This window comes from Anaerobiospirillum sp. NML120449 (genome assembly GCF_023051105.1).
GTDB lineage: Bacteria > Pseudomonadota > Gammaproteobacteria > Enterobacterales > Succinivibrionaceae > Anaerobiospirillum.
Genome location: NZ_JALKIL010000035.1, coordinates 1 through 26,332 on the forward strand (window position 1 = coordinate 1; position 26,332 = coordinate 26,332).

General features: G+C 49.7%; 9 protein-coding genes. 2 read left to right on the forward strand and 7 right to left on the reverse strand.

The window, feature by feature from the left end:
- Positions 1-809: 809 nt before the first annotated feature.
- Positions 810-2,567, reverse strand: a complete 1,758-nt coding sequence (locus MXE41_RS09835) for a carbon starvation protein A (protein ID WP_348647431.1) — start codon at positions 2,565-2,567, stop codon at positions 810-812.
- A 1,977-nt stretch (positions 2,568-4,544) separates the two neighbouring features.
- Here MXE41_RS09835 and MXE41_RS09840 point away from each other — a divergent pair.
- Positions 4,545-5,078 carry a hypothetical protein gene (locus MXE41_RS09840; protein WP_247100359.1) on the forward strand — a complete coding sequence of 178 codons (534 nt, stop codon included), beginning with the start codon at positions 4,545-4,547 and terminating at the stop codon, positions 5,076-5,078.
- Between the two features lie 231 nt (positions 5,079-5,309).
- On the opposite strand, the gene MXE41_RS09845 is transcribed toward MXE41_RS09840, so the two are convergent.
- The 6 genes from MXE41_RS09845 to MXE41_RS09870 form a co-directional block, all read right to left on the reverse strand.
- A complete protein-coding gene (locus MXE41_RS09845) occupies positions 5,310-5,843 on the reverse strand; it encodes a hypothetical protein (protein WP_247100360.1) in 534 nt (177 codons plus the stop codon).
- A gap of 163 nt (positions 5,844-6,006) precedes the next feature.
- Positions 6,007-6,789 (reverse strand): DsbA family protein, encoded by a 783-nt coding sequence (locus MXE41_RS09850; RefSeq protein WP_247100361.1) that lies wholly within the window; start codon positions 6,787-6,789, stop codon positions 6,007-6,009.
- Positions 6,790-7,191: 402 nt separating this feature from the next.
- Positions 7,192-8,157: a flagellin gene (locus MXE41_RS09855; RefSeq protein ID WP_247100362.1), complete on the reverse strand. Its 966-nt coding sequence runs from the start codon at positions 8,155-8,157 to the stop codon at positions 7,192-7,194.
- A 431-nt stretch (positions 8,158-8,588) separates the two neighbouring features.
- Entirely contained in the window at positions 8,589-9,503 is a 915-nt protein-coding gene (locus MXE41_RS09860) for a flagellin (RefSeq protein WP_246978065.1), read from the reverse strand.
- A 1,521-nt stretch (positions 9,504-11,024) separates the two neighbouring features.
- Positions 11,025-12,497: a multidrug effflux MFS transporter gene (locus MXE41_RS09865; RefSeq protein ID WP_247100363.1), complete on the reverse strand. Its 1,473-nt coding sequence runs from the start codon at positions 12,495-12,497 to the stop codon at positions 11,025-11,027.
- A 1,623-nt stretch (positions 12,498-14,120) separates the two neighbouring features.
- On the reverse strand, positions 14,121-15,068 hold the full coding sequence (locus tag MXE41_RS09870) for a LacI family DNA-binding transcriptional regulator (RefSeq protein ID WP_247100364.1): 948 nt from the start codon (positions 15,066-15,068) through the stop codon (positions 14,121-14,123).
- 9,278 nt (positions 15,069-24,346) lie between these two features.
- Here MXE41_RS09870 and MXE41_RS09875 point away from each other — a divergent pair.
- Positions 24,347-25,615, forward strand: a complete 1,269-nt coding sequence (locus MXE41_RS09875) for an oligosaccharide MFS transporter (RefSeq protein WP_246977883.1) — start codon at positions 24,347-24,349, stop codon at positions 25,613-25,615.
- Positions 25,616-26,332: the final 717 nt, after the last annotated feature.

Consider the following 26,332-nt stretch of genomic DNA (forward strand, 5'->3'; position numbering starts at 1 on the left):
ATTTACCATCATGACCCCCTGCTAACTTTCTTCCAAAACTACACTATATTAACCTGCTATGTAAATCACATACATTTATAAACATCTATTGTTTAGGGCTTCTACGTAAACATTGTCCGTCTATATGGATTGTTTGCAAAGAAACATTGTTCAATGCACGAAATACAGCACATTTTAATTTATTGCTTACGAAACTATAAACAGAAACTCTGAGTCTTTAAGTTTCTAAATACAGCTTATATACAGGCTTTATGACAGTATTGCCTGCAATTTAGCGACAGAATAAAACACAAAATGTAATTTATTTCAGACAGATATTTCCAGAGTTCTTGAAAGAATAATACCTGCTGCTCGGTTGTGTTTTTATATATCAAAAGACATAAAAAAATGGGGATCAGCGATGATCCCCATTTAAGACGATGAATAATCAGAGTAGCGCTCTTTGGCTTGCGTGAGCGCTAACGCTTTTTGCTTATATGAACTCTGTGACCAGACCCTAACTGACAGTGTGACCGGCAATGCTGCCTGAAACTGTCACGACTCTTTGTTACTGCTTATACAGTCAGCATGACTGCTGTCTGTCCTGCAGCCTCCTGGCCTTTGCCAGTGGATAAGGCCGGGCATGCCCATCAGCATGCTGGTGCCTTGTGACCATGACCTGGCGCTGACGGCTGGCAGTGACTGCTGGCGCAGGTGCTGGCCCCGGCCTCGCTTCTGTGCAGAAAAAATCTGTTGTGCAGTGAGGCAGGGAGTGCGGGCAGCGCAAGGTGATGCTGCGCTATGTGGTGAGGGCCTCGTGGATTATGGTTTTAGACCTCAAGCTCGATGTTCAGGCCGCGCCTGTGAGCCTTGAAGTAGTGGCTCATGATGGACAGACCAAGAGCAATCATCAGCACAGCCATTACCAGCAGGAACATGCCGGAGATGACCAGGATGTAGTTCTTGCCCCACTGCTGGCCTACTACCTGGATAACGCCCCAGACGCTCATGACCATCATGAAAAGCATTGGGACAAAGGCAATGTACCAGCGTGAGCCCTTGGCCAGCAGGTAGATAGTAATGCCCAGCAGGGTCAGGGCTGCCATCAGCTGGTTGGAGGCACCAAAGATTGGCCAGATAGAGCCGGCTGAGCCGGTAACAGCCATTAACAGGGAGGTACCTACTACGATAATGGCGGCAACATAAGGATTGGTGATCTGCTTGCGCCAGGCTGACAGCTTACTGGTATCTACCTCAATCTCATGACCATCCTTGTCAAGGGAGCGTGGGAGGAAGATTTCCTGCCATAAGAAGCGGCCCAGACGGGTAGCTGTGTCCAGAGAGGTCATCATGAAAGCTGAGATGGCCAGGGATATGAACACACGGGCGTAGGTCTCGTTAATGCCCAGAGCGGTAGAGAAGGAGCCGATAGCAGTAGCAAAGGCCATTGGCTGGTTGGTACCGATCTGCTTGAATACGGCAGGGTCCAGACCCATTACGGCTACCAGAGCCATAACGCCCAGTACGCCTTCCATAATCATGGAGCCATAGCCAATCTTGAGCATGTCCTTTTCAGAGCGGATCTGCTTGGATGTGGTACCTGAAGCTACCAGAGAGTGGAAACCTGAACAGGCACCGCAGGCTACAAAGATGAACAGAGCCGGAATCATATCGGTCATCTGACCGTCAGCAGTCACAGCCTGCCAGCCTTCAAAGGCAGGCATCTTAATCTCAGGGTTGTAGAAGATAATGGACAGGAAGCCCAGAGCCAGCATGCCGTAGAGCAGATAGCTGTTGAGGTAGTCACGAGGCTGGAGCAGCCACTGTACCGGTACGATGGAGGCGGCAAAGATATAGACAGCCAGCACAGCAAGCCAGAACAGACGGGCACTTTCAGTGCTCATGCCAAAGAGGGCGGTCATGTCCAGAGGGAAAAGGGCACCGAGGTAAACACTTAAGAACACCAGAGGAACGAAAATCAGGGAGCCGTGAGTAAGTCTCATGCCCAGCTTCATGGTGCAGAAAGCAAAGACCGGGGCCATAAGGATAAAGAGCACTGAAGCGGTGGCAACCTCTGGAAGCTGTACGAACATGCCGGCAATCAGAATGGTGAAGATACCAACGACGAGAATAAGGCAGGCAATGCAGAAGATTAAGAACAGCTGACGTCCGGTAAAGCCCATAAGCTTTTCCATGAGGAAAGAAATACTGCGGCCACGGTTACGCACGGACATTACCAGGGAGGCAAAGTCGTGGAAAGCGCCGGTAAAGACGCAGCCTACCAGGATCCAGATCAGGGCTGGCAGGAAGCCAAAGTAGGCGGCCATGATAGGGCCTACAATAGGGCCAGGACCTGCAATGGAGGCAAAGTGGTGGCCAAAGAGCACAATGGCTGGGGTTGGAACATAGTCCACGCCATCGTAATTGGTCTCAGCTGGAACTGGACGCTGTGGGTCTACCTTGAAAACACGAGATAAGAATCCGCCGTAGATGTAGTAGGCAACTACAAAATACGCCAGACACATACAAAACAGTAATGAGCCAGTCATGGCAGAAAACTCCCATGCCGGTGTCCCGTGCCGCTGCATTGTCTCTGGCAGCTTTACGCAGGGAATGAGCTCCGTTCTGTCGGTCAAATGTCTTTTTGTCTGTGACTGCCCCACCCCCAGCTGATATGACTGATAAAGCCTGCAGCATGCCTCCGGGCAGCACTGCCAGGGCAACAATGCGCTGACTGCGCAATGATGAACGCAGGAGGGCTTAACAGCAATAATGCAGTCATATCCGGCAACACTCTGGCTGACCTGGGGTCGGTTTTCAGCCTCGCTGCCATATGCTTTTGCATGATGAGCCTCTGAAATACCTCAGTTCCTCCGGACGGTTCAGCCATAAACCAGACCAGGACACCGTCATCGCCACGGGACAGAGCTGCAGCTGGCACCGTGTATCAATTGGAGACAGGTATCCTGTCCCGTTATTACAGGCCGGCTGAAAAGGAAGATCAGGGATTGTTCTGAGCAAAAAGCACATGGCAGTGAGGTCGAAGCGCCCATGGGGCCAGAGAGGCCTCACTGTTAAAGGATCAGGGCGGACATTTTCCGCAAACCGGTGAGCCGCACCGGCCGATATCTGGAAAAATAACAGCCTTGTCCCCAACAGCCATATCAGAAAGCAGAAACAAAGTATCTGTCTGCCCGAGCATTGTTACCGGACAGATCCTTACGGTCTTTCCAGCTTAAGGCCGGTGGCCTCACAATGCTCTCAACTGACGCTGCAATTTCGCGCAGGGGGTAAATGCGAAAATCCGGTTGCCAGGCTCCCGGTAAGGAGCAGGCGGGGGCAGCCGGAAGTACTGTCTGTACCGATAGGCACATCAATACTGGGCAGCATGGCCGTTGATAACGGGATACAGTTTGCCGGGAAACAGTCCGGGCCTCAATACATTCTTGTATAGAAGTGTGGCACTGCACAAAATAAATACGCTACACAGGCGTATATCACCTTTTTGATCCAGTACTGCACGATGAATGCACTTCAATCAGGCACAAAATTGCAGTAAAGCTGCAAAAACAACAGGAAAACACCCCAAATCAGATCCATTTTCACTCAACCACCCAAAAGCCGGCCTGAAGCCTCCCTGGCAAGCAGCAACTGAAGGGTTCACCAGGCGTAGCGACAGAACCATAGCCGGGCACTACAGAAGAGCATCTAAAGCATTTCAGGCATTATCCCCACGCACGAGCATACTTCTCCATAGCATTGCTGACGAAGCACGGTAATGCCTAAATGTTTGTTATCGTCTCAGATGCTTCTGCTACGTAGGCTGATATCCGCAAGCCGTCCGGTGGGACGGCATATGATACACTCACAACGCTGCCTCACGAACGGGGCAAGCTCAGCACAGGGGCGCATCAGCCTGAGCTCAATAAAGGGACCGGAACATGACCAAAGACATTAATAAGCCAGACGGTAACTGGACCGGCATGGCACGCAGTGCTCTTATGCAGGTCTATGAGCCAATGCTGGCTAAGCTTGAGCGCTATCAGGCTGACAGCAGCATGGATGTTTGTCCTTTTGTCATGCAGTGGGGAAAGGGACTCATACCTGCTAATGGTACTGCACTGCATACTTATGGGTTATCTGGGGCGACTTGTGGTGTGGGCGCTGATGCTGCGCACAGGGCCACAGAGTATGGTGCGGGTGCTTATGCTGCTGGCGCCGATGGTGTGTACAGGGCTGCAGACCAGTGTGCTGACGCTTATGCTGCGCACGATGCCACAGAGTATGGTGCGGGCGCTGATGCTGCGCACTGGGCCGCAGCATATGGTGCCGGGGCAGCAAACACAGCAGATGCAGGTACGGGTACAGAGGCGGGAGCTTACAGCTGTGTCCAAAATAAGGACCGGACAGGCAATCAGACGGTGAGGCCGCGTCTGCTGTTTTGTGGACGGGCAACCAATGGCTGGTTAACAAGCTGCCTTGATCCTGAGGCGCTGTTTGATACAGAGTACGGCCCTGACTGCATCTTTAATTTGCCCAGTCAGATAACATGGGTTGAGAGGGATATGCGCAGCAACTGTAAGCGCAGTGCAGGAAATTACCGATGCAACAGCTCGCCATTCTGGCGTGTTATCAGTGCTACAGCCGGGCACTTTTACTCTGCCCCGGATCCTGATGACGGCCTTACCTGGTCTCATCACACAGGCTGGACCAACCTGTATAAAGCAGCCCCCATGTCTGGCAATCCACCTCCAGGAATGAAGAGCCTTATCTTTGCTGACTGCCTGCAGATACTCAAATGCGAGCTGGATCTGCTAAGTCCTACTCACTTGATAATGCTGGCAGGATCCAGCTGGTATGATCCCTTTGTTAAGGGACTGATTAAATGCTGGCATCCAGGCTCTAATCTCAATGATCACTTTGCAGCAGTGGAGCTCTGGGACAGCTACTGCGCTCATGCCTGGCAAGTTCAGATGCCCGGTAAGAGTCATTTGCTTACCATCATTGGCAGCGAGCACCCGCAGCGCAAGGCAGAACTGCCCCATATCAAGGCCCTTACCAGTCTGATTGCTGCCACCATGACACAGGCACCAGAGTAAGAGCATACAGGCCAAAGGTAAAAGAGTAAGAGCGTGCCTGCCACAGCGCTGCGACTGTAAGAAACCGTACAGAAGGGATGCAGCCGGCCGTACCACGGAGGATACGTGCAGACCGGTCGCAATCCCATAATTGCAAGTGCAGTCTTTACCAGCGTCCCAAAACAGTCAGGGCTCCTTTCCCGTATGGAGAGGAGCCCTGACTGTTTGCAGGTCATTGACATGCCTGAATGGCTACTGCTTGTAGTAACGTGAGAAGTAAGAGCTGGCATCAGATGCCTCAGTATTGCCCAGAGGTTCATGATGAACCTGAGTGGCCTTGAGCGCCGGATTATTGCCATTGAGCTCATCTGCCACGCTTCTGCCGCCAGAGGTACCTGTGGCCGCGCCTGCAGCAACAGGAGTATCCCTGCCAGCAGCTGCAGCTTCGCGGGCGGCCACTGCAGCTGCTGCGGCGGCTGCAACAGCAGCCTGCTTTTCAGCCTCAGTGCGCAGCACTTCTTCCTGGGCCTCCTTGATGGCGCGTTCTGCAGCGCCCTGCTGAGCCTCAGGGGACGTCTGCTCAACTGCCTTTTTGAGATCGTGACGGGTCTGTCCCCAGTCTTCATCTTCATCATCATAAGGCTCAGGAGTCATACCGGCCCTTTTCTCTAGAAAGCCCTGCAGCTTGCCCTTTTCCAGCTTGCGCTGGTCTTTGACGGCGTTATTGATAACGCCTATGACAAAGAGAAAAGGTACTGCTATGGCAAGGATAAGCAACCAGTTCACGACAACTCCTTAATTTTCATTGAGCGCGGGCGCCGCCCATTGAGCAGCCTCATAAACGCCAGTCAAACGGGGCGACGCAGGAACATCTGCCAGGCATGCGGCGCCTGATGCGCCGACAGAACACAGGGTACGCAGGCCGCAAATTCAGGGACCTGGCCTGTAGTTACTTGCTTTTGGCCTCATTTTCAGCCTGCTTGATGATCTCCTCAAAGACTGAGAAGTCCTTTACAGCACCACGGATAACCTTGCCATCAAGAATAAAGAATGGAGTGCCCTGCAGACCGATCTGCTGGCTGATTTCCATGTTCTTGCGCAGAGTGTCACCAACAGCAGGATCGTCAGTGGCTATGGCGTTGATCTTGTCATAGTCAGCACCGGCCTTCTTTACAGCAGCCTTGAGCTGATCTTCAGAGGTGATGCGTGACTTGGGATTCATAAGCTCATCCTGATAGATGAGGTACTTCTCAGGATCCTGCTTGTAAAGAGCAAGACCAATGGCAGAGGCACGCATACTCATAGGAGAAAGTATAGGAAGCTCAACATAATGAATTGCTACCTTGTACTTTTCCTGGAGCTTCTTGGTAAATGGACGTACTACCTTGCAGTAGCCGCAGTTGTAATCAAAGAACTCAATGAGGTAGTGCGGAGACTTGCGGTCACCACGGACAGGAGTGTTCTTGTCATTACGGAAGTGGGCAATGGCAGCATCAAGAGCCTGCTCCTGGCTTGCCATCTTGCGTGACTCCAGAGCCTGAGCAGCCTCGACCAGAACTTCAGGATGGGACACGATATACTCATGCACCATGGTCTCAATTGCCTTTTTCTGCTCTGCAGTAAAAGGCTCTTCAGCAGCGTGACTTAATGGAGAAAAGCTGAGCAGGGCTGAAGCGGCCATGCATGCAGCAGCAGTGGATAAAACTTTCTTGGAGCTGGAGAACTTGAGCATAACTACCCCTATTTAAAAAACCGTGCCCTCTAAATTATCACCATTGGGCTGTTGTTTCTACAGTCTTAATGCCAAAAGGTGCACTTTGTGCACTGCACACGCCAGAAAGTCCAGCACTGCCGCACCAGCACCAATGCCAGGACTGCCCGAAGAGCTTAACACCGATTGGACAGCACAGGCACAGCTGCACAATTAAGCCCGATAAAACCGTAACTCCAGCAAACCTGACTAACGCCTCCCCTGCCAAAAGAAACAGCATCACGGCCCTGCCAGACGCGCCCCGTGTCTGACAGCAAATAACAGGTTGACCCAGTCCAGTTGTTAATTTACTGGCCCTGAAACGCGAAAAGGCGGACCTGGGGTCCGCCTTATTGCCAAGAGAAAAGTAATTTTCCCTGGGGATTACTGGCCTAAGAGGCTCAGAGCGATAGTTGGTCGCTGGTTGGCCTGAGCCAGAACAGTCTGGGAGGCCTGCTGAATAATGTTATTCTGAGTCAGGGCAGCGGTCTCAGAGGCGAAGTCTGTGTCGCGAATTCTGCTGCGGGCATCAGCCTCATTTTCAGAGATGGAAGCCTGGTTACGGATAGTACTTTCCATTCTGTTTTGTAAAGCACCCAGCTCGGCACGACGTGAATCTACAGCCTGGATTACCTTGTCGATGTTTGCCAGGGTGTTGGTAGCTAATGATGCTGAGGAAATAGTCCAGCGCACCTGTGACTTAGCAGTGCCATCAATTACAATACCCTCAGCTGCTGCTTTATTTTGACCAATATCTTTGGCTTCCTGAAGGCCAGCCATTTTAGCCAGGCCAGACAAAGTGAATGGATCGGCCCAGTTGAGGGTAAGAGTATCGTGAGCATTGGCACCAACCTGGAAAACCATCTTTCCATCGGTCGGAATAAGACTGTTTTCGACCTTTAAGTGGCCCTGACCCTGAGGATTGTTCTTACCATTGATAACAGTAGCGCCTGCGAAAGTGGTCTGGCGGGCGATACGGTTGATTTCCTGGGAGAGCTGGGTAACTTCTTCCTGGAGGGCCTTACGGTCGGATGCTGAGTTGGTACCGTTGGCAGACTGAACAGCCAGCACACGGATACGCTGCAGCATGTTGGTGGTTTCGTCCAGGGCGCCTTCGATGGTCTGGGCCAGAGCGATACCGTCGTTGGTGTTACGGTTGCCCTGGTTAAGGCCGTTGATCTGGGAGGTCAGACGGTCGGAGATCTGAAGACCGGCTGCGTCGTCCTTGGCAGAGTTAATTCTCAGGCCTGAGGAGAGGCGCTGGTAGCTTGTATTCAGGCTCAGGGTTGCATTGCTCAGCTTTCTTTGGGCATTAATTGAGCTTACATTCGTGTTTACATATAAGGCCATATTGCTTCTCTCTTGATCAGGTGTCCTTTAACGGGATCTTTGCAGAGCCCTGACCCGCAAATATTAATACTGTGAGAGTACGAGACTCTCCTGCTCTCTATTTAGCACTTAGCGTGCCAATGCACATAAACACGATATAAATCACCTGCCTGAAAGCGGTCTGCACTTCCATACAACTTATATCTATCAACCCTTGCCACAGGCGGCAAAAAGCCCGTAGCTACGGCAACTGCACAGCATCCCCATACTTGCAAAATCAAAAATATGACATTATGCGAACAGTAACCGCAAACGTTTTCATAAGCGCGCGTGCTCGTACCCAGGTGCACGTACCCCAGGTGCACGTAAGTCTGAGTTACCTGCGTACAAATAAGAAAGGCGGGTCAACTGACCCGCCTCGAGATTAAGAGAGAAGAAGAAACTGGTATGAATTACTGGCCTGCGCTGAGCAGATTGATAGCGATAGTAGGACGCTGGTTTGCCTGGGCCAGTACGGTCTGAGAAGCCTGCTGGATAATATTGTTCTGAGTAAGGGCAGCAGTCTCAGCAGCGAAGTCTGTGTCTCTGATTCTTGAACGTGCATCAGCTTCATTTTCAGAGATAGAAGCCTGATTACGGATAGTACTTTCCATTCTGTTTTGTAAAGCACCAAGCTCAGCACGCTTGGAGTCTACAGCCTGAATGTACTTGTCAATATTATCGAGGGTAGCAGTTGCCAGAGCAGCAGTGGAAATGGTCCAAACATACTGACCATTGGACTTGTTTAGTCCGTGAGTTCCAGCCACTACAGCTGTTTGACTAAGAACCTGGGAGATGAGGCCAGTCATGGTGAAGGCCTGGGACCAGTGCATCTGCAGGGTGTCGTATGCGTTAGCGCCTACCTGGAACTTAAGGACACCATCGGCCGGGATGAGGCCGGTCTTGGCGCCGTCGAGGATTTCCTTGCCGGCAAAGGTGGTCTGCTTGGCAATACGGGTAATTTCCTGGGACAGCTGGCTTACTTCTTCCTGAAGTGCAGCGCGGTCACTGGCAGAGTTGGTACCGTTAGCAGACTGTACGGCCAGCACACGGATACGCTGGAGCATTGCTGTGGTTTCGTCCAGAGCACCTTCAATGGTCTGGGCCAGAGCAATGGCATCGTTAGTATTACGGTTACCCTGATTAAGACCATTAATCTGGGAGGTCAGTCGGTCAGAGATCTGAAGACCAGCGGCATCATCCTTGGCTGAATTAATGCGCAGACCTGAGCTCAGTCTCTGGTAGCTGGTGTTAAGTGCAAGGGTCGAGTTTGCTAATTTACGCTGAGCATTGATGGAGCTGACATTGGTATTTACGTATAAAGCCATGATTCTTCTCTCATGTCAGGCTTACCTAAACGGTTTTGCAAATCGTCCTGACGACTGATAACTAACAACTAAAACAAATGGGTTATCCCCACATCAACATAAGGACATATTGCAGCCGGCGTGCCACACCTGAAAAATAATTTATAAAACAGCATATTTACTTCATTTGTTTTAGTGAGCATTCAGATCTGTACCACTTCAGCTGTCAAAAATAATTGTATCGTGTTACCAGATTATGCCCCTGCCGGACAGGCATGCGCCATAACGGTAATCATTGTGAGCAAATGCGTCAAAGACTGCGCAAAGCGGCTTAGACATGCCTCTGACTGGCCACTTATCGGGCTTTAAAGGCACAGTTGGCCGCCTAAGTGGCAACTTGTTTACATGTACGGCAGATTCATACTTATGATGGCAAAAGACAAAATCGCCTGCACTTCGATCAGTTTTCGACAAAACATCAACCAGGAACAATGAGTTATGCTACGTTCTGTAAAGCACAAGCAAAATCACATGTCCTTCAAAGCAAACTGACAAAGATAAGTATTTGTAAAGTATTTGTCCGACAGCAGCAGGTGCCCACAGCGGAAGTAATTTTGCTGTAGTGTATTTTGACTTGCTTTCTAAATGGGATTAAAGCTCATACCTGACAATGCAGCTCATCTTTTCATGCTCTAATGAGGTCAGGCCTTGCAGCAAGGCAGGTATGGCTGGCCAGGCGGCTTACAGTAGATGATCAGGAGGATGCAGGTTGTGGGCTGAGCTGATGAGTTGTGGGCACAGGTTACCCGGTGGCGGTGCGATTTCGATCCGGGATGGGTCTGGGAACGGATCCCGGTTTGAGGTGGCCACAAAGAAAAAGCCACCTTGGCACTGATGTACCAAGATGGCTTTGCTTTGTCTTCTTATCAGAAACTTGTATTAACGTTTTATCACCAGGAAAATTGCCTGTAAGGTCAGGCGGTGGGCCTATGCTGGGCCCTTACTTGCTCCAGTGGCCCTGCTTTGAGCCAGGATTACTGGAGTGCTGGTGAGGTCATTAACAAATCTTAATTCTTAAACCGGAACAGACCGTATCCTTATAATTGTTCACCTGCTCAGAATATGCGTGACCAAGACTTCGCTCCCGGCATGGCGGTTCACGGCATGTCATGGCATTTGACAGCACGGCCCTGCGTTACAGGGCACGGCATGACATGGCATTGCATAGCGAGGCATGACCGGAAAGATCAATGGCTGAATGTCTGGCAGCATGGCTGAGCCATAAAAGAGCTTTTCAAACTCTTTTAGTTTCAGTTTTAGTGTTGATGTTAATGCTTTTAGCACTGTAAAAACTGTAAGCACCTCTTCCTGCTCAGCTGCAGCTGCTGCACAGGTAAAACCCTGAACTGGCTGGCATTGCTGCCGGGCGCTGGGCCCATGAGCCTGGCCTGGCTGGCCGACAGGTCAGCCGGCCGGGCTGTACATTGCCATTTCAGGAGGCAGTGGCGAGGTGCCTGTTAAGGTCAATCTGTGAGGTTTTACCTATATTCTGTTCTGGCGCTGAGCGTCCTGAGCTTCGGCCTCAACAGTGGCGCAGGCCGGAACTGCGTCGGCTGGCACACAGTCAGCTGCGGCCTCGGCTGCTGCGGCAGCCTGGGCGCGATCACGGGCCTCGATTTCAGCCTCGTGATCAGCAAGAGAACTGTTCTTGCAGCGGCTTGCAGTGATGAAGCATACGTAAGCCATGATGGTGCAGACAAACATGGTCAACAGTGTCGGCACCATAGAGTCCTCTCCCATCAGACCCACCAGAGGTGTGGTCAGAGCACCAAAGAAGAAGGTAAGAACACCAAAAATTCCTGCTGCAGAGCCCGAACCTCCAGAGCGAGAGCCCATTACTATGCCGAAACCGGCCGTCTGTGCAACGCCCATCATGGACACGAATACACCAAAGACAGCAGCAATGTTATAGATATCGGCATATGAGGTAATCAGGAGGCCTGCAAAGACCAGGCAGCAAATAAACTGAACGACAATGGCTGTAGTAACAATAGCTCTTTCTTTTACAAAGCGTACTGCGCGACCGGCAATATTGGCTGCCACGGTAATGGCAAAAGCATTGATACCAAATACCAGTGAGTAGCCTGAAGGGCTCAGTCCAAAGATAGACTGAAAGACAAATGGCGAAGCTGCCAGATAGGCGAAAAATGAGCCCATGATGAAAGACAGTGCCATGGAGTAAAGCAGGAAACGGCCATTGGTAAGCTCATTGAGCATTTCTTTTAAAGTAGCCAGCAGATGGCTTGATCGTATCTCCTTTGGCAGAGTTTCAGGTACGTTCTTAACCGTACCTCCTATCAGAGCAACACCCCACAGGGCAAGGAATACGAAAACAGCAGGCCAGGTAAAAACAGCTACAATGCCTGAGCCGGCTATTGGTCCAAGAATAGGCGCCAGTGCATTGATGGTCATAAGCAGTGACATAAAACGGGGCAGATCGGCTCCGCTGTAAAGGTCACAGGCAATGGTACGGCAAAGAACAATGCCTCCGGCTCCTGCAAGACCCTGGAAAAATCTGGCGGTGATCAGCTGATGAACATCAGCGGCAAAGGCACACCAGACAGATGAAATAACGAAAACTACCAGGGAGGTAAGCAGCGGTACTCTGCGACCATAAGCATCTGAAAGCGGTCCGATAATCAGCTGTCCCAGAGCAAGTCCCAGAAAGGAGGTGGTCAGGGTAAGCTGCATACTTGCGGCGTCTGTTGCCAGATCACGGGTAATCTCAGGAATGGCCGGAAGATAGAGGTCTGTTGTAACAGGACCAAAGGCGGCCAGCATTCCAAGGAGGATAATGCCTCCCACACTGAGTTTGTTAACCTTGCCAGGCATGTCCTGGGCAGCTGAAGCACTGGAGCTGCCGTTGTTGCTGATTCTGTCAGATGACTGGCCTGATACAGACTGATCGCTGTTATTTTCGACAGCGGCTGACTTCTTGTCAGAACTTTCTTGCATAAATCATCACTCGTTATCTGGCAGAAAACAGCTGAGTGCAGGCTGTTAGTGGACCGGAGCAGAACCTTATGCTCAGAGGCACTGGATGCATACAGGTCCAAGCCTCAAAAGTACTTAATTTAAAGGCTTATTTATTCGTGTCTGGCTGTTAACAGCTGAAAATACAGGAACTGTTCTGAAAGGACCAACTACAATATCCGGTAACCGACTGTCTTAAATCTGGTTACTGAGCTTAATCAGAGAATCATTTTGTTCTGCAGGCTGATCTCACACGAGCAGACTGCTTTACTGCCAGAAGTACAAAGAAATTTGAAACAAAGTATAAGGAGACGGCCACTGACCGGGAATAATCTCAGGGGCAATTAAGGAATTCTGGCAGGCTTTGTTTTGAGCTTAAGGTATGGCGGGGAGCTATACACTTTCCAGATAACATTGATGCCCTGAGGCATAATGTCAGGTCCTGATATTGACCTTGATCATCTGTCCCTAAAGGATTGCCTGCCTGAAATTTCCGGACCACAATAATGCGGTCTGTATACAGTCAGGGCATTGCATGGCCTTTTTGGAAGTACCTTAGCAGGTTTTTGAGCTGCTGTGGTGGTCAGGGACGATTTGATACCGGAAGGTGCTCGAACTCTGTACGGGAAACGGTGTGTGATACGGATTAAATCCGAAAGATCCGTTAGATAGGTATCCTTACACAGGCGTAAACAGGACGCTCAGTGTACACATTGACTTCCTGCGCCCTGCAGGCCCATAGACTGTGCTTTGACTGAAACACTGGTATGGTAGTCAATGATTTCGCATTATATACAAGATTGCTGGTTTTTGGGATCCCAGCTTCAGCATTTACGTGAACTAATGCAAACGGTTGCATAGAATTACGATTGTTGATGTTGTATATATGATAATTATAAAACGCCTGATATTCAAGAAAAATTCAATCAGGTATTTAAAAATTTTTTATAGGGGCACAGCAAACCGTGCCTTTTCGCAAAAGTGCACACTGTTAAATTTTCACAAAAACAGTGAACATCTGATCAGGGGGCTGGCCTTAAAAATGACAAAACCCCCAGCAGAGAGACCTCTTTTGGGGGCTGTATACAAGCTTCCGATCATTTGTAAAAGTCGTGGAGCTTCCTGCAAATGCACGCAAAACAATTGCGATCCAAAACGTTTGATGATCTTTAACACCATTCTGATTAACAGGCGCTTCCATCGCCCACAACCGATTTAAATCATGTTACCTCAATGGTTGTGACGACCTGTCATCTCAATGCCTGGATCAGACAGGCTCTCCTGCGGTGTGGCATGCTGACACTGAGCGGCCTGTGTTCCCAGCCACCATCGCTATTGGAAGAGACAAAAGAGAGCTCAGCTATTCCTGCAAAGCTTAATACCGTACAGCTGTGATTAACCGCAGGCGCGTCGCTGTAACACCGTCTCAATCAGCTGGAGGTGCGTGGCAGCGGCACCGGCTCAATCAGCTGGAGGTGTGTGGCAGCGGCACCTGCTCAATCAGCTGGATGTGCGTGGCAGCGGCGCGGACTCAATCAGCTGGATGTGCGTGGCAGCGGCGCGGACTCAATCAGCTGGATGTACGTGGCAGCGGCGCGGACTCAATCAGCTGGAAGCGCGTGGCAGCAGCATTGGCTCAATGAAGCGCACGCGGTGGTCATTGCGCTTGAGCATCTCGTAGGCAAGAGAGCCGAGCTCCTCCTCAGGCAGCTTGACTGTAGTAACAGGGGTTGGGAAGAAGCGGCACCACTCAGGATCGCCAATTGATACCAGCGCCATGTCCTTAGGCATTGGAACATTTCTCAGGCTCAGGGCATAGGCTACACCTGAGGTGATGGCGTTATTGGCAGTCAGGATAGCTGTAGGACGATTGGAGTGGCGGGTAAGCATGATGTTGGCTATTTCAAAAGCCTTGGTGTACAGATCGTTGTACTCCAGCGCATCAAGCTCAATGCATTCTACATTGTCGTATGACTGAGCAGCTGCAAGGCGCTCCTTGAAGGTGTACAGAGAGGATTTGCCTGACAGATAGACAATATGCTTGTGCCCCCTGGAGTGCAGATGCTCAACTGCAATCTGAACCACCTTCTGATTGTTAATCAGAGCACACTTGGTCTCCCGGCCAATAAAAGGACGATCGACGGCAACGACATTGCGGCACTCGATGAGAGGTACGGTACTGATACCTGTAGGCATGGCAATCAGACCATTTAAGGAGAACTGATTGAGATCAGAAATAATCTTGCGCTCAACAGTAGGGCTTTCATTGGTTACACCAAGGAGAATCTGCAGACCGTCAGCCTGAGCAAGTTCAGTAACAGATTTGAGGATGCCTGCAGAGAAGTTGTTACTCAGATCAGCAACGATAATACCCAGAAGTCGCTGGCCCTGGCTGATGCTGCGCGCCATTGGCACATCTATGCCCAGCTCCTTGGCCTTGTCGAGAATACGTTCACGGGTTGCTCTGGCAACCATCTCGGGACGAGACATTGCTCGTGAAACGGTAGCTGCTGAAATACCAAGCTCTTTGGCAATCTGAGAAACCTTGCCCATCTAAACGACCTCTGACAATACTATTAATCTAACTGACCCGGACCTTAACCATGGTCCTGCTTACAGTATGCACCCGGCTCCTTGCCCGTAAGTAAACAGCTTACAGAGCAGAATCCTGCTATTTACAGCTGCCATCCTTTGTCATGGCAGAAACTGCTTTCAGGCCAGCGTGCCCTCATGCCTTGGGCATATTACGTCGTGATCTGGCCAGCAGCATTGATATCCCTGGTTAAAACTGTGAGCGCCTGCACTCAGGTGTTGTTCTGTTCCTGTTAATTCATCTTTTATCAATTTGAAGAGGTTATGTGAACCTGTCAACTGAAGAACGCTCAGGTAACGCTGACATACGTAATAGCCGATTAAACAGCTGCTGTTTGCAAAATCAAACTGGTTTGCAGGAAAGACACCAGGGAAGGTCAGATCCTTTCCAGCTACTTATGAGGCATTATATATAGCCCCATAAAAACAAAACCAGGTCAAAGCCTGGTCATTGCTTGTGATATTGACAACACGCCTCTTGAAAACAGCGCAATCAAATATCAGACAGGCTCTGCAGGGCCTGTGTGAATCCAGCAAGGGAATATGCCGAATCTTTAATCAAGGGGTAGCTTAGCTTTTAACTCTGTTATCGGGTCATGCAAGCAGACAGCAGAAAACTGATATTCAGACTTCTGCTGAGCTGGTTCAGGATCGTAATTGAGTTGCGGTTCTGCTGTTAATACAGAACATGACCTGAAACCGAATAAGAGAGAATGAAACTGCACTGTGTAGCAGCTCATAAACCAGAATAAAGCCGTCAGTCTGATACAGGTACTGAAAGCCCTGCCCTGCCGTAGTACCAGGGACTTGCCCTGCATCTCCGCAGACTGAGATGCACGGGTCTGTGGCCCGGTATGATGTTACAGCAAAAGTCATTTCTGAGCATAAAAAGCCAATCACTCAGACATGTGACCAGACTGCACTTTATCATTGAGGGGCACTAACCTTGAGAATGCCCAAGCACACGAAACGATACCGGGGATTGCTGCTTTTTACATCAGCCCCTGCCTGGTCGCCGACAAAAACCGGCTGATCGGACAGCCCCCGGATTATTAGTTGCTTGCCGTCTGCAAAGGGGACCTTCGCGACGCCTGCAGCTCAATCGTAGCTGCAGTTCATCAGCCCCCTCTGGTCAGGACAGCTATCCCTATCTGTCCTGAACTAAGGCTCAGGAACTCTCAAGGTTGTCTAAGAAGAGCATTACAGCATCCTGCATATCCCTTAAGAAACCGCCCGTACTGCCAGGTTCCCCAGGGCTTGTGCCCTGAATCTGCCTGGCTGGACAGCCCCTCACTGCAGGTTACCGGAGACGGGCCGTAAGCGAAAAAATACCCTCATCCTTATTGCAGTAAGCATCTTCATAGTAGTGCGCTTTAACAATACCACATAAACGCTTTCATATCCAAGTGCCCCATTCAGTTTGTGTAACCGCACTCATGCTTTTGTTTTCATTACACAACTTTTGATATTAGGCTCCCATACTGAATTATTTGTGGATGTTATTCAGACCGGATTTTTCTGCATAACAGCTAAATGCACCATAAATGATTCTATGAGCAAGACATGTACCCTGCCCTTGCTACCACCTTATCGTTTCGGTAATCAGCTCCATCCAGGATAGCCTGTCCCAGGCCCGCTTTACCTGTCATCAGTCTGCACTGCCTGTGTCCAGTCGGCCCTGCCTGACACCATACCGGCAGTCCATACAAGCATTCAGCGCATGGCGCTCCCATGCACTCTGTAAGGCTGAAAACTCACTGCTTCAGCCCGGCATAGAACCATGGGCTGGACAGGACAGGATTGAAGTCTCCAGCCCACCAGGAAAATAACCGTAACCGTTTACGACCGGTACAGCAACTGAGCCTAAACAGGGCCTGACGGTACAGTACATGGCATTACGACCCCACATAATCCCGATAAATACAGGAACACGCTCAATTCTATGTCTGGACAGGTGCAGGGCCAACAGCGCGCTGTTTGCAAAGTCTTGCGCCTTTTCATGCAGCAATGCTCCTTTTCATGCAGCACTTTGAGGTCAATGGCAGGCTGAAAATTATCGCTGTCAGGGCGCTTGGGAGGCGTAGTTTACCTGAGTACGCAATTCTGACACTAAGCGCTCATGACGCTCCGGGCTGGCACTTCACAAATGCCTTTTATTTGCCTTTCCTTTTGTAAAAGCCCGTAGCTGTGGGGAACGGGGCACATTTGTTGCAACGTGCTCACAGCTTTTACGGTCATGCCGCTGCTATTGCGCCACCGCAGGTCGGTTACTGTACCTGATGCTGGTGCCTGGCACGGTGCTTAAAAGCTGCGGCTTCAAAGCTCAGCTTCAGAGCTGCAGCTTCTTAATCCCAGGGTTTGATAAGTCCAGAACCGTTCATGGGAACATCAAGCTCAAGGTGCGCAGGTATGTCTTTATGATTAACCTGATGAATATGCGGCAGCTGCCAGCTAACAGCCAGTTATCCGCAGTCATGGGTTAACCTGCTAAAAGCGCTTAAATGGGGCAAAAACATGATGATCTGCAAAGTGTAAAAAATTTTTTACGTTTGCTGGAACTTTTGCTATATGCCCCCGTCCAAATACACAATTGGCAAATCTAACGCACAGGAAGACCGTCTTTATCGGCGCTCTGGCCAGGGCCATTACCTGACCTGCTGTGTTAAAGACAGCTTCCATGCCAGCCCGGGAGGTATCTGCTCAAATTACTAAAGAGCGGATTATCCTGTCAGCAGTATTATCAACTATGCCACTTGCCCTGTTCGTGCAGCAAAGCTGCATGAAGTTCAAAGGGGCATTATGGGACGCCGTAATCTCAAGCAGAGCGGTATCTGGTGTAGGGCAGAGCTATGATAATGATGTGTTGGGGCAGATACAGTACACCTTGTACTGTCAGGAGAGATGTCCAAAAGGAGTCGGACTCCAGTTGTCACAGACACTGCAGATGTCGACAGACTCAGGATGTTGAAGCTGACAGCAGGTTTCTGCACAGCCCGTCCCCGGAACTGGTACGTTAAACTGCTGTTGGCAGTCCGTGCTGCCAGGAAATCCTAAATGCAGAGCAAGCTATTTTAGGATTTCTATCCCGTTGACTTTGATTCGTGCGGCATCACTTATTGAGGCTTTGTGATGGGCACAAGAACTAAACTTTGAACCTCAGCTGAAAGTAAGTCCCTGACCTCTACGGTCTGGCAAGCTGCCTGGCAGTTAGCATCGTGGATTTAATCATGCTCCGGCGTTGCTCCTCATTTCGAGCAGAGTCTGACTCTCAAGCCTGAAACAGGGCCGGTCATGGTGCACTGCAGGCTGATGGTAAAAAGTTTGTTGTCTGTCGTCTGCATTAGCCGTTGCCTTACACCTCGTATCTGGCCCCGACCGCCAGCCCCTCAGTACACCTCCCGGTGAGTTCCTGAGGAGCTGACCGGGCAGCCTGAGGAACAGTTAAGGTATTCGACTAACACAGGACATTCAATGGCCGGTTCTGTAATCAATGTTCAGCACTGATACACACTGTATGAACTTTGCCCGCAATCTGCTTTCTGAACCTGCTTGCCTTAGACAGCTGCATAGCGCAGCGTCGATATCCAGAAAGAGGTTGTTTGGAAGCGTACCGGATCAATGCGCTCCCATAAAACCGTGTCATTCCTCCTCTATGTAATCTCAGGAGACCGGTTGTTGCTGTTTATGAAAGGTAAAGTTCTTATTTAATACAGGCCTGAAGCTTCGCGCCCAGAGCCGTTCAATAAGAGGCAGCCCCACAGGTGGCTGCTGATTACAGTGTCAATATCAGACTTTCGAGGCGCTCGACACCTCAATCGGCGAATACACGAGCATTTACGCCTTCCGGGCTGTGCAGACCACACCAGCTGTACAGCCCACAAGATGGAAGTCCGGATTCGGCTGGGCCCCATCTATGGTCTCCCGGTACTCTGTAGGTTAGGTATCGGGAGTTCCTGGTTTCTCTCACAAACCAGCCCCATCTCACTTCACCCCCCCGCCGCAACGGCACCCCAAACCACTCCCATCAATCCCATCCATCTCCCAACATCTTCAAACCAGACATCCTGTACCCCATTACCTTTTCCGTTCGTCCATACATATTGATATTTATCTATCTATATGGCGGATTTTTTCAAACAGGCAATTTGTCCTTCTGATCTGCAGATATATCGATAAATATAAGGATATAAGTGGATATCAAATAAATTATCCTGCAGCATCTCCAGTGCCGCACTCTACACAGTGCCCACAACTGTCCTTACCAGTACCCCTTCAAATTGAGCCTTTAAGATATAGCCAGAAACAATATCCTGCCATACACAGCCAGCCCAGTAAGATCCTGCAGCACTCGCCGCAGCCCATGCAGCATCAAAGGCTGCTGCTTTGGCTGCAGCCCAGGCTGCAGCACTGGCTGCTGCTATGGCCTCCGCCTGGACTGCCATACCATCAATACCTGAGGCTGGTTTCATTACGACATTATGCCCATACAGATTCAAACCTGGAAAGGCCCTACAGTTCCGTACCGAGGATGGACTGCATAAAAGCCTTAATTAAACGCCCAGTCCCTTGCTGAGCAGTGCTCCAATATTCTGCCATCTTCAAGGGTAATCTGGCTGATGCAATTATGGTCTGGACATGGCCAGGGCAGCTCAAGTTTATGCCAGAGGTTATACACAGGACAATCAATGCAGGAGGATCATGACTCAACTCAGTTGCCAGGCAGTCACAGTTCATGGGCATGTAAGGACTGCACCAGCTCTCCTAAATATATTTTCTTTATAATTTACTTTGGAAAGTATATTTATCAACACCATCTCAAAGGCCGATGATTCATGTCATGTGATGGCAGCAAGACGATTTTATGCTGGCGGCATGCTTCGTGAAGCTGATGAGCACAGACAGAAAATTCTGTTACCCGTCCAACTCCGAGCTCAAACCGGCCGGATCATATGAAACGATACAAATCGGTTTATAAAGTGTCTAATTACTGTCATGAACTGGTTGAGTAGTACTCATGCTTTTGTCTGAGGCCATGGTACAAATATCCAAACGGTTTGCCGTACACCACACCTTACCTCGCCATCATGCTACCTTAATCCATACTGCTCTGTCACTTCCAGCCATAAGACAGACTACAGACTGAAGAGCACTCTCTGATCTCCACCAAGATTGAGTATGCGTGTTCACAGCCAGCTGTTTCAGTCACCAGGTGAGGAACTTTTTGTGGCTTGATGTCTGCTTCAGAACGAAGAGTACCATTCAACACAGTCAGCCGGGCCTCGCTGTAGTTGCAAGTTCTGATCTGCAGTCCTGTTATGCAGGCCCCCGCTGTCCTGCAGCCCTCCTGCCATGCTGCCCTGACCTATGCCCCTGCATACCGTTTTAGACTGGAGAAGAGCGCAAATCCAATCCCTGTATACGCGGAAACATCGGAACCTGTCCTGCTCCGGTGTATCTCAGCTTATGGGGATGCTGGCTGAGCAAGGGCGCTTACTGGCCAATGGAGCTGGTTTGATAACGGAATAACCCCGGTCATGCTGCCCATAGTACGGTTGTCGTGCTGGTCTGATAACAAGCCAGAACAAGACATGGGTATGACCTTAATGACTGGTGAGAATTAAGTCGTGGGCTGAAGTGATGGTGATGACCTGAAGCTCAGTGGCGGTATTAGACGAGCATGGATACGGTGCTTTGATCTGCAGGTGGTTGTCGTGCTCTTATTAATCTGGACTTGCTTTCGTGGCATATGAAAAGTGGTAGTGGAGCTGCCCCAGTCATGCTCTGACTTAGGCCATGACGTTCATGGTCTGCCTGAAAGCCGTTCTGCCATGGTCTGGCTGGGGACAGAACGCCATGCTCTGGCTGTGGACAGAACGCCATGGTCTGGCTGCGGACAGACGCCATGCTCTGGCTGTTGACGGATCTGCCCTGTCTAAATTGCCGGGACAAAACCTATGCTGATAAAAATGGCATAGCAGTTTGAGCGTGCCGCTGAAGCTTCCGCCAAGGCCTGGATAGATAAGGGGAGGTCAGGTGCCCTGGTGATGTCAAACGTGTGGCTGCGAAGCGGGTCAGGTATGGCCTGACAAGGCTGGGTTGAAGAAGGGATTGAGTTGGGGATGTGGGCCGGAACTGGGAGACTAGGTATATTTTACAGGCATAAAAAAAGAGCCGCAGCTCTGATTTTATGTGTGATATCCTGTTTGATGTCCTTTTATTAAGTTTGTCTCCTTGATCTGCTTAATCAGGGGGATTGGTCTTGCTCTTCTGCTGAGTCAGAATGTGCTCAAGCATGATGGATGAGAGAGAAATCTTTGCTAAGAGTACCTGGTAAAACCGTAGTATCGTTAAAGTACAAGCTATAGGTCGAATGTGACATGCAGACAATTGAGGCTTTATCAAATTGCTTCGATAAAGCCTCCTGTCCTGGCATGTATATGAAAAGACTATACATCAGGCATATCGCTTCCCCCGCAAGGCTAGTACTTTCCTTTTGGCTTCGTCGATACGAATGTTCTGCCTTTATACAGCACCACTTCCTCCACCATAGAGGCTAAGGCACTGCTCATCTCCAGACCAAGACCAAACCGCTAGAGCTCCGACTTTGAAGCACTTGATCATACCAGGCTTACGCACATACCTGAGCATGACTCGCGTTGCACTCTAAACGGCCTGTTAGCCTCCCAATAAAGGAAGGCCAGTGAAGAGGCTTTATAGAAATCGGAAAGAAAGCGAACTTCCCCTCCTGGACCCGATCGCACAGTGCAAACGTGTTCAGAACTGTCCAGGCCTCAAAACCCTCTTAGTAATGAGGTGACCAGACGGTCGTCGCACTCCCATACTCACGAGATCGTATATATACTTTCTCACAAACGGTGCTTAATTTCTATGGAAAATTCAATTATTTTTCACAGCCTGAATTTTCTGAGTGACAACGGGCTATTTAAGGGCTTTGCAGGACTTCCATATTTAGCCGTTTATCGATTTTTAAACGCCAGCTTGTCTGACAACCGCCACTTCTTCCATAGAAGATCTCTGATTCACGAGATGCATCACATTATTGCCTGAAAGCACTCAGGTCATAAAAAGCCCTTAAAACCAGGCTCCATAAGGATTTGCAGCCATTAAATGCTCTCAGGCCATATCTGCCTCAGACATGGACAAAATAAAGACAACAACTGACTTTGAAAAAAAATTTTGCATGATCAGGGAACTTTTTGACCCCCTGTTTTTCAACCTGCATCACATTACGCATGATTTGTTTGTACAGACACGTCTGTGAATGTAAACGTTCTACTGTGTGTAAAGCTGCTGTTAAGACTCCTTAACCTTGCACAGACTGTCAACGCCCTCCAGCGCCAGCTTCACCACACATCAGATCGCCTCACCTGGCCTGACTACTGCCACGCAGAGCTGCGGCATGACATCGGTACATACAATCCTTGCTTACTGTAATACCTCATCTGCAATACAGGCCTCACGGTATTCGCCCCATGAGGTCCTGCCCCTGCGGCATTCGCCCCATGCAGTCCTGTCCCTGCGGCATTCGTCCCATGAGGTCCTGCCATTCCGGCATCAGACCGTACTGTGCAGATGCCACGCATCTGGCCATGCAGGCCTGACCTTACAACTTTTGTCGAGGCCGTTCTATCGTCTCGCTCCAGGCAGTGCGGCCATGAACTCCCGGCATCCGTCTGTGCACTTTACACATCCTGGCATAAGGCCAATGCATGCCTTACCGTCCGATATCAGGCAGTGTGGTTATGAGCTTCCGGCATCCGTCCATACACTTTACACATCCCGGCATACGGCCAATGCAGGAATGGCAGTCGGCCATCAGGCCGCGCGGTTATGAGCTCCCGCATCCGTCCATACACTTTACACATCCTGGCATAAGGCCAATGCAGGCCTTACCGTCTGGCATCAGGCCGTAAAGTTCTGATGGTCCTCGCCTGGCTGTGCATGCCTGGCTCTACGGGATATGGATGTGCAGTGCTGACTTCTTCAGCATTCAGTCTGACATGCCATAATGGTCAGCAGGCATAAAGCATCAACTGGCCTGAAACATGGCAGGGGCTGGAGCCAAACGCAGGTGTTGATCTGTTGTGTGCATTACAATAAAGTCAGAAGGCTCAACTGCTACTGCTTACTTGCACAGTGAGCATACCCGCTCGGCTTTAGTACTTCATATCCATTACCATTCGTAAGTCACGCTCTGATGTTGAGTTTGCCTGGACATCGCTGCCCGCCTGAATAAGGCTGTAAGCATAAGATGACCGTCCTTTTTGAAGGATGCTTATCATTTCCTTAAGCTGTGCCTTTCTACTTCCTGACCTGCCAGCAGATCTGCTCAGGAGCTAAGCAGGCCATTGAGCTGAAACAGCCTTAACAATCAGGCATTGGCCCAGTCTGTCATTATATTGAAGACCGCTCAACATACCGGTTTACTGCAAATTTTGCATTATTTGCAGAATTGACCGATTTGTTGCATACAACTGAAATTTGTTGCATTGATATATCACTATTTAGAGCAAGATTTTACCAGTAACGTTATCTCAAGTAAGCTCACGCTAACCACAAGAACCCGGTCGTTATCTTATCTAGATTAGGCATTTTTGCCTAAGGCAGTGTTTTTATTCGCATTATTTTATCGCTGCTTGAAACATAACTGCTTACGCATGATCCAGGTCATGTCTAAATGGTTCAAGAATGGCTTATATAAAAGACTTTTATACACTTATAGCTGTATTTGGCAGCGTTTTTCTCTGGAAAATTATTTGATGCACTTCACATTTTATTGAAAAAGCATTGCGCGATTTTATGCAAATTTTGCATTATATTTTCATTGTTGCAGTACTTTTTGCATTTGTTGCATTGATATGCGCAAAAGTAATCACAGGTCAGAAATCAGGATGCGGCTTAGACGATGACATAAACGCCCCCTGCTTTTACCCCTGAACCATTAGTCCTGCGGTTTCGTCCTTACATTATCAGGCCTTAAGCAGTTGTTCCTTGCGGTGAAGCCATGCTTTACGGCGGCCACTCTACTGAGGTTAGCCAACGGCCAGAGCAATCAGGACTTAGCCATGTTTAACATGTATGTCTGCAAACTTGCCTCCATGATTGATGAATGATGCATTACATTGCTGCAATTCATTGGCGTGCTTCATTCAAAGCCGAGCTCAACTACGCATGGCAGCAACACTTCAGGAGGTACTCTGCAAAATGGAAAATATGCTATGAGCGATAAGTCTTTTCTGAGCACTATGCGCAGTATGGGTAAAGAATTCTACCTTCTTTCCCTTATGCTCTATTTCTTCTTCATTTCCTGGGCTGGCTGTTACTCATTACTGGCAGTATGGCTCAAGGAGTTCTTTAAGCTCAGTGGTTCAGAAATCGGATTTGCCTATGCTGTATTCTCTGTGACCGCTCTTTGCCTCTCCCCTGTATATGGCATGATTCAGGATCGTCTGATTCTGCGCCGCAATCTGCTGGCCTTTGTAGGTATTCTTATGGCCCTGGCCGGTCCTTACTACATATTCATAGTTGAGCCGGCTCTTGAGAGAAGTGTAATTCTTGGCGGTGTAGCCATCGGTATTTTCATGGGCTTTACTTTCAATGCAGGTGTAGGTGCCCTTGAATCTTATACCGAGCGCTTTGGTCGTGTTGCCGGCTTTGAGTTTGGCTTTGCCAGAACCTTTGGTGCTCTGGGCTGGGCCTCTGCAGTAGCTGTTACAGGCATCCTGATTAATATCAACCCGCACTACAACTTCATCATCTCATCAATCGCCGGCATCATCTTCCTCATACTGCTCTTCATGCTCAATTCGGCTAAGGACTACTCAAAGAAGATGCTGGATAACTACCAGGAAAGTGCTCAGTCAAAGGCATCTTTCTCTGAAATTGGCCGTCTTGCACGTATGGGCTCATTCTGGGCAGTAATTGTTTATGTTCTGGGAGCATCCATATACGGCGTCTACGACCAGCAGTTTATGGTGTACTTTGTATCCAAGTTTGAAGACGCTGCCGAAGGCACTCGCATGTATGGATTCCTTAACTCTACTCAGGTGTTTCTCGAGGCAGCATGCACATTTGCAGCACCTTTTGTCGTTAACAAAATAGGTGCTAAAAATGGCCTTATCGTTGCCGGCTGCATTATGTTTGTCCGTATTGGCGGTTCAGGACTGGTCGACAGCCCATGGGCCATCTCAGCAGTAAAGCTTCTGCATGCTCCTGAAGTTCCGATGGTGCTTATATCATTCTTTAAATACATCACTACCCGCTTCAATCCAGCCCTTTCAGCAACTGTATACCTGGTAGCCTTTGTCATGATTGGTCAGATTATCGGTGCAGCACTGGCACCAGCTGCCGGCTATCTGTACGACACCATTGGATTCTCTCAGACCTACCTTATGATGTCGGCACTGGTGGCAGTAACCACTGTTCTTTCCATCTTCCTGCTGACCAGTAAGACTCTGGAAGGTACCAGCGAGAAGAGCATCAAATAAACCAGCAACTGTATAAAAACATATGGCTGAGCCAGCCCTGAGACTCGCCATGGTCTGCAGCTGAAGCTGCAGACAGTGATGAGTCAGATGCTGCCCCCATAGGCTGTATCTGCCCCAGCCGCCGGCACAACGTATGCGGTTGCCGGTGGCAGCGTATGTAGAAACCAGGCAACGTATGCGGCTGCCAGTGGCAACGTATGCGGCTGCCGTGGCAGCATATGCTGCAGCCAGTGAAACTGATGCTGCATGCTGCTCAGTAGCCGGGCCGGGCTTCAAATAGAGTGGTGACGCTTGCTGAGTATAATTAACTCATCACTGTGTCTGACCTTTCACTCTCATACATCCAGCTGTATGATTAATAAACAGTTATGGCACAGGTTTGTACGGTTCATTTGCCGTTTTATAAAGTATTTCTTAAAACAGGCAGACAGCGGGCCTCCAGCGTTGCCTGCGACCTGCTCCTGTTTTGAATTTAATTTCATATCTTTACGCCATTGTAGAGGTCAGGTCAGAGCTGTCAGTCCAGTAACTGACTTAATTACTGACTTACTGACTGACGAATGACTGAAATCAGTCAGATGATGAAACCATGCCTGTTCATATGAACAACAGGAGAGAGCTGAGCACAGATGGCTGGCGCCTTGCCAGTCAGGGCTGGGCTGGGCAGACCAGGCAAGGTCGGGCCTGAATAAGCTCAGAGCCGTCGCTCTGGCTGCA

Excerpts from the sequence above, each read along its gene's own strand:
- MXE41_RS09835 (WP_348647431.1), bottom strand. The coding sequence starts at position 2,567 with ATGCAGCGGCACGGGACACCGGCATGGGAGTTTTCTGCCATGACTGGC.
- MXE41_RS09840 (WP_247100359.1), top strand. The coding sequence starts at position 4,545 with ATGCGCAGCAACTGTAAGCGCAGTGCAGGAAATTACCGATGCAACAGC.
- MXE41_RS09850 (WP_247100361.1), bottom strand. The coding sequence starts at position 6,789 with ATGCTCAAGTTCTCCAGCTCCAAGAAAGTTTTATCCACTGCTGCTGCA.
- MXE41_RS09855 (WP_247100362.1), bottom strand. The coding sequence starts at position 8,157 with ATGGCCTTATATGTAAACACGAATGTAAGCTCAATTAATGCCCAAAGA.
- MXE41_RS09860 (WP_246978065.1), bottom strand. The coding sequence starts at position 9,503 with ATGGCTTTATACGTAAATACCAATGTCAGCTCCATCAATGCTCAGCGT.
- MXE41_RS09865 (WP_247100363.1), bottom strand. The coding sequence starts at position 12,497 with ATGCAAGAAAGTTCTGACAAGAAGTCAGCCGCTGTCGAAAATAACAGC.
- MXE41_RS09870 (WP_247100364.1), bottom strand. The coding sequence starts at position 15,068 with ATGGGCAAGGTTTCTCAGATTGCCAAAGAGCTTGGTATTTCAGCAGCT.
- MXE41_RS09875 (WP_246977883.1), top strand. The coding sequence starts at position 24,347 with ATGAGCGATAAGTCTTTTCTGAGCACTATGCGCAGTATGGGTAAAGAA.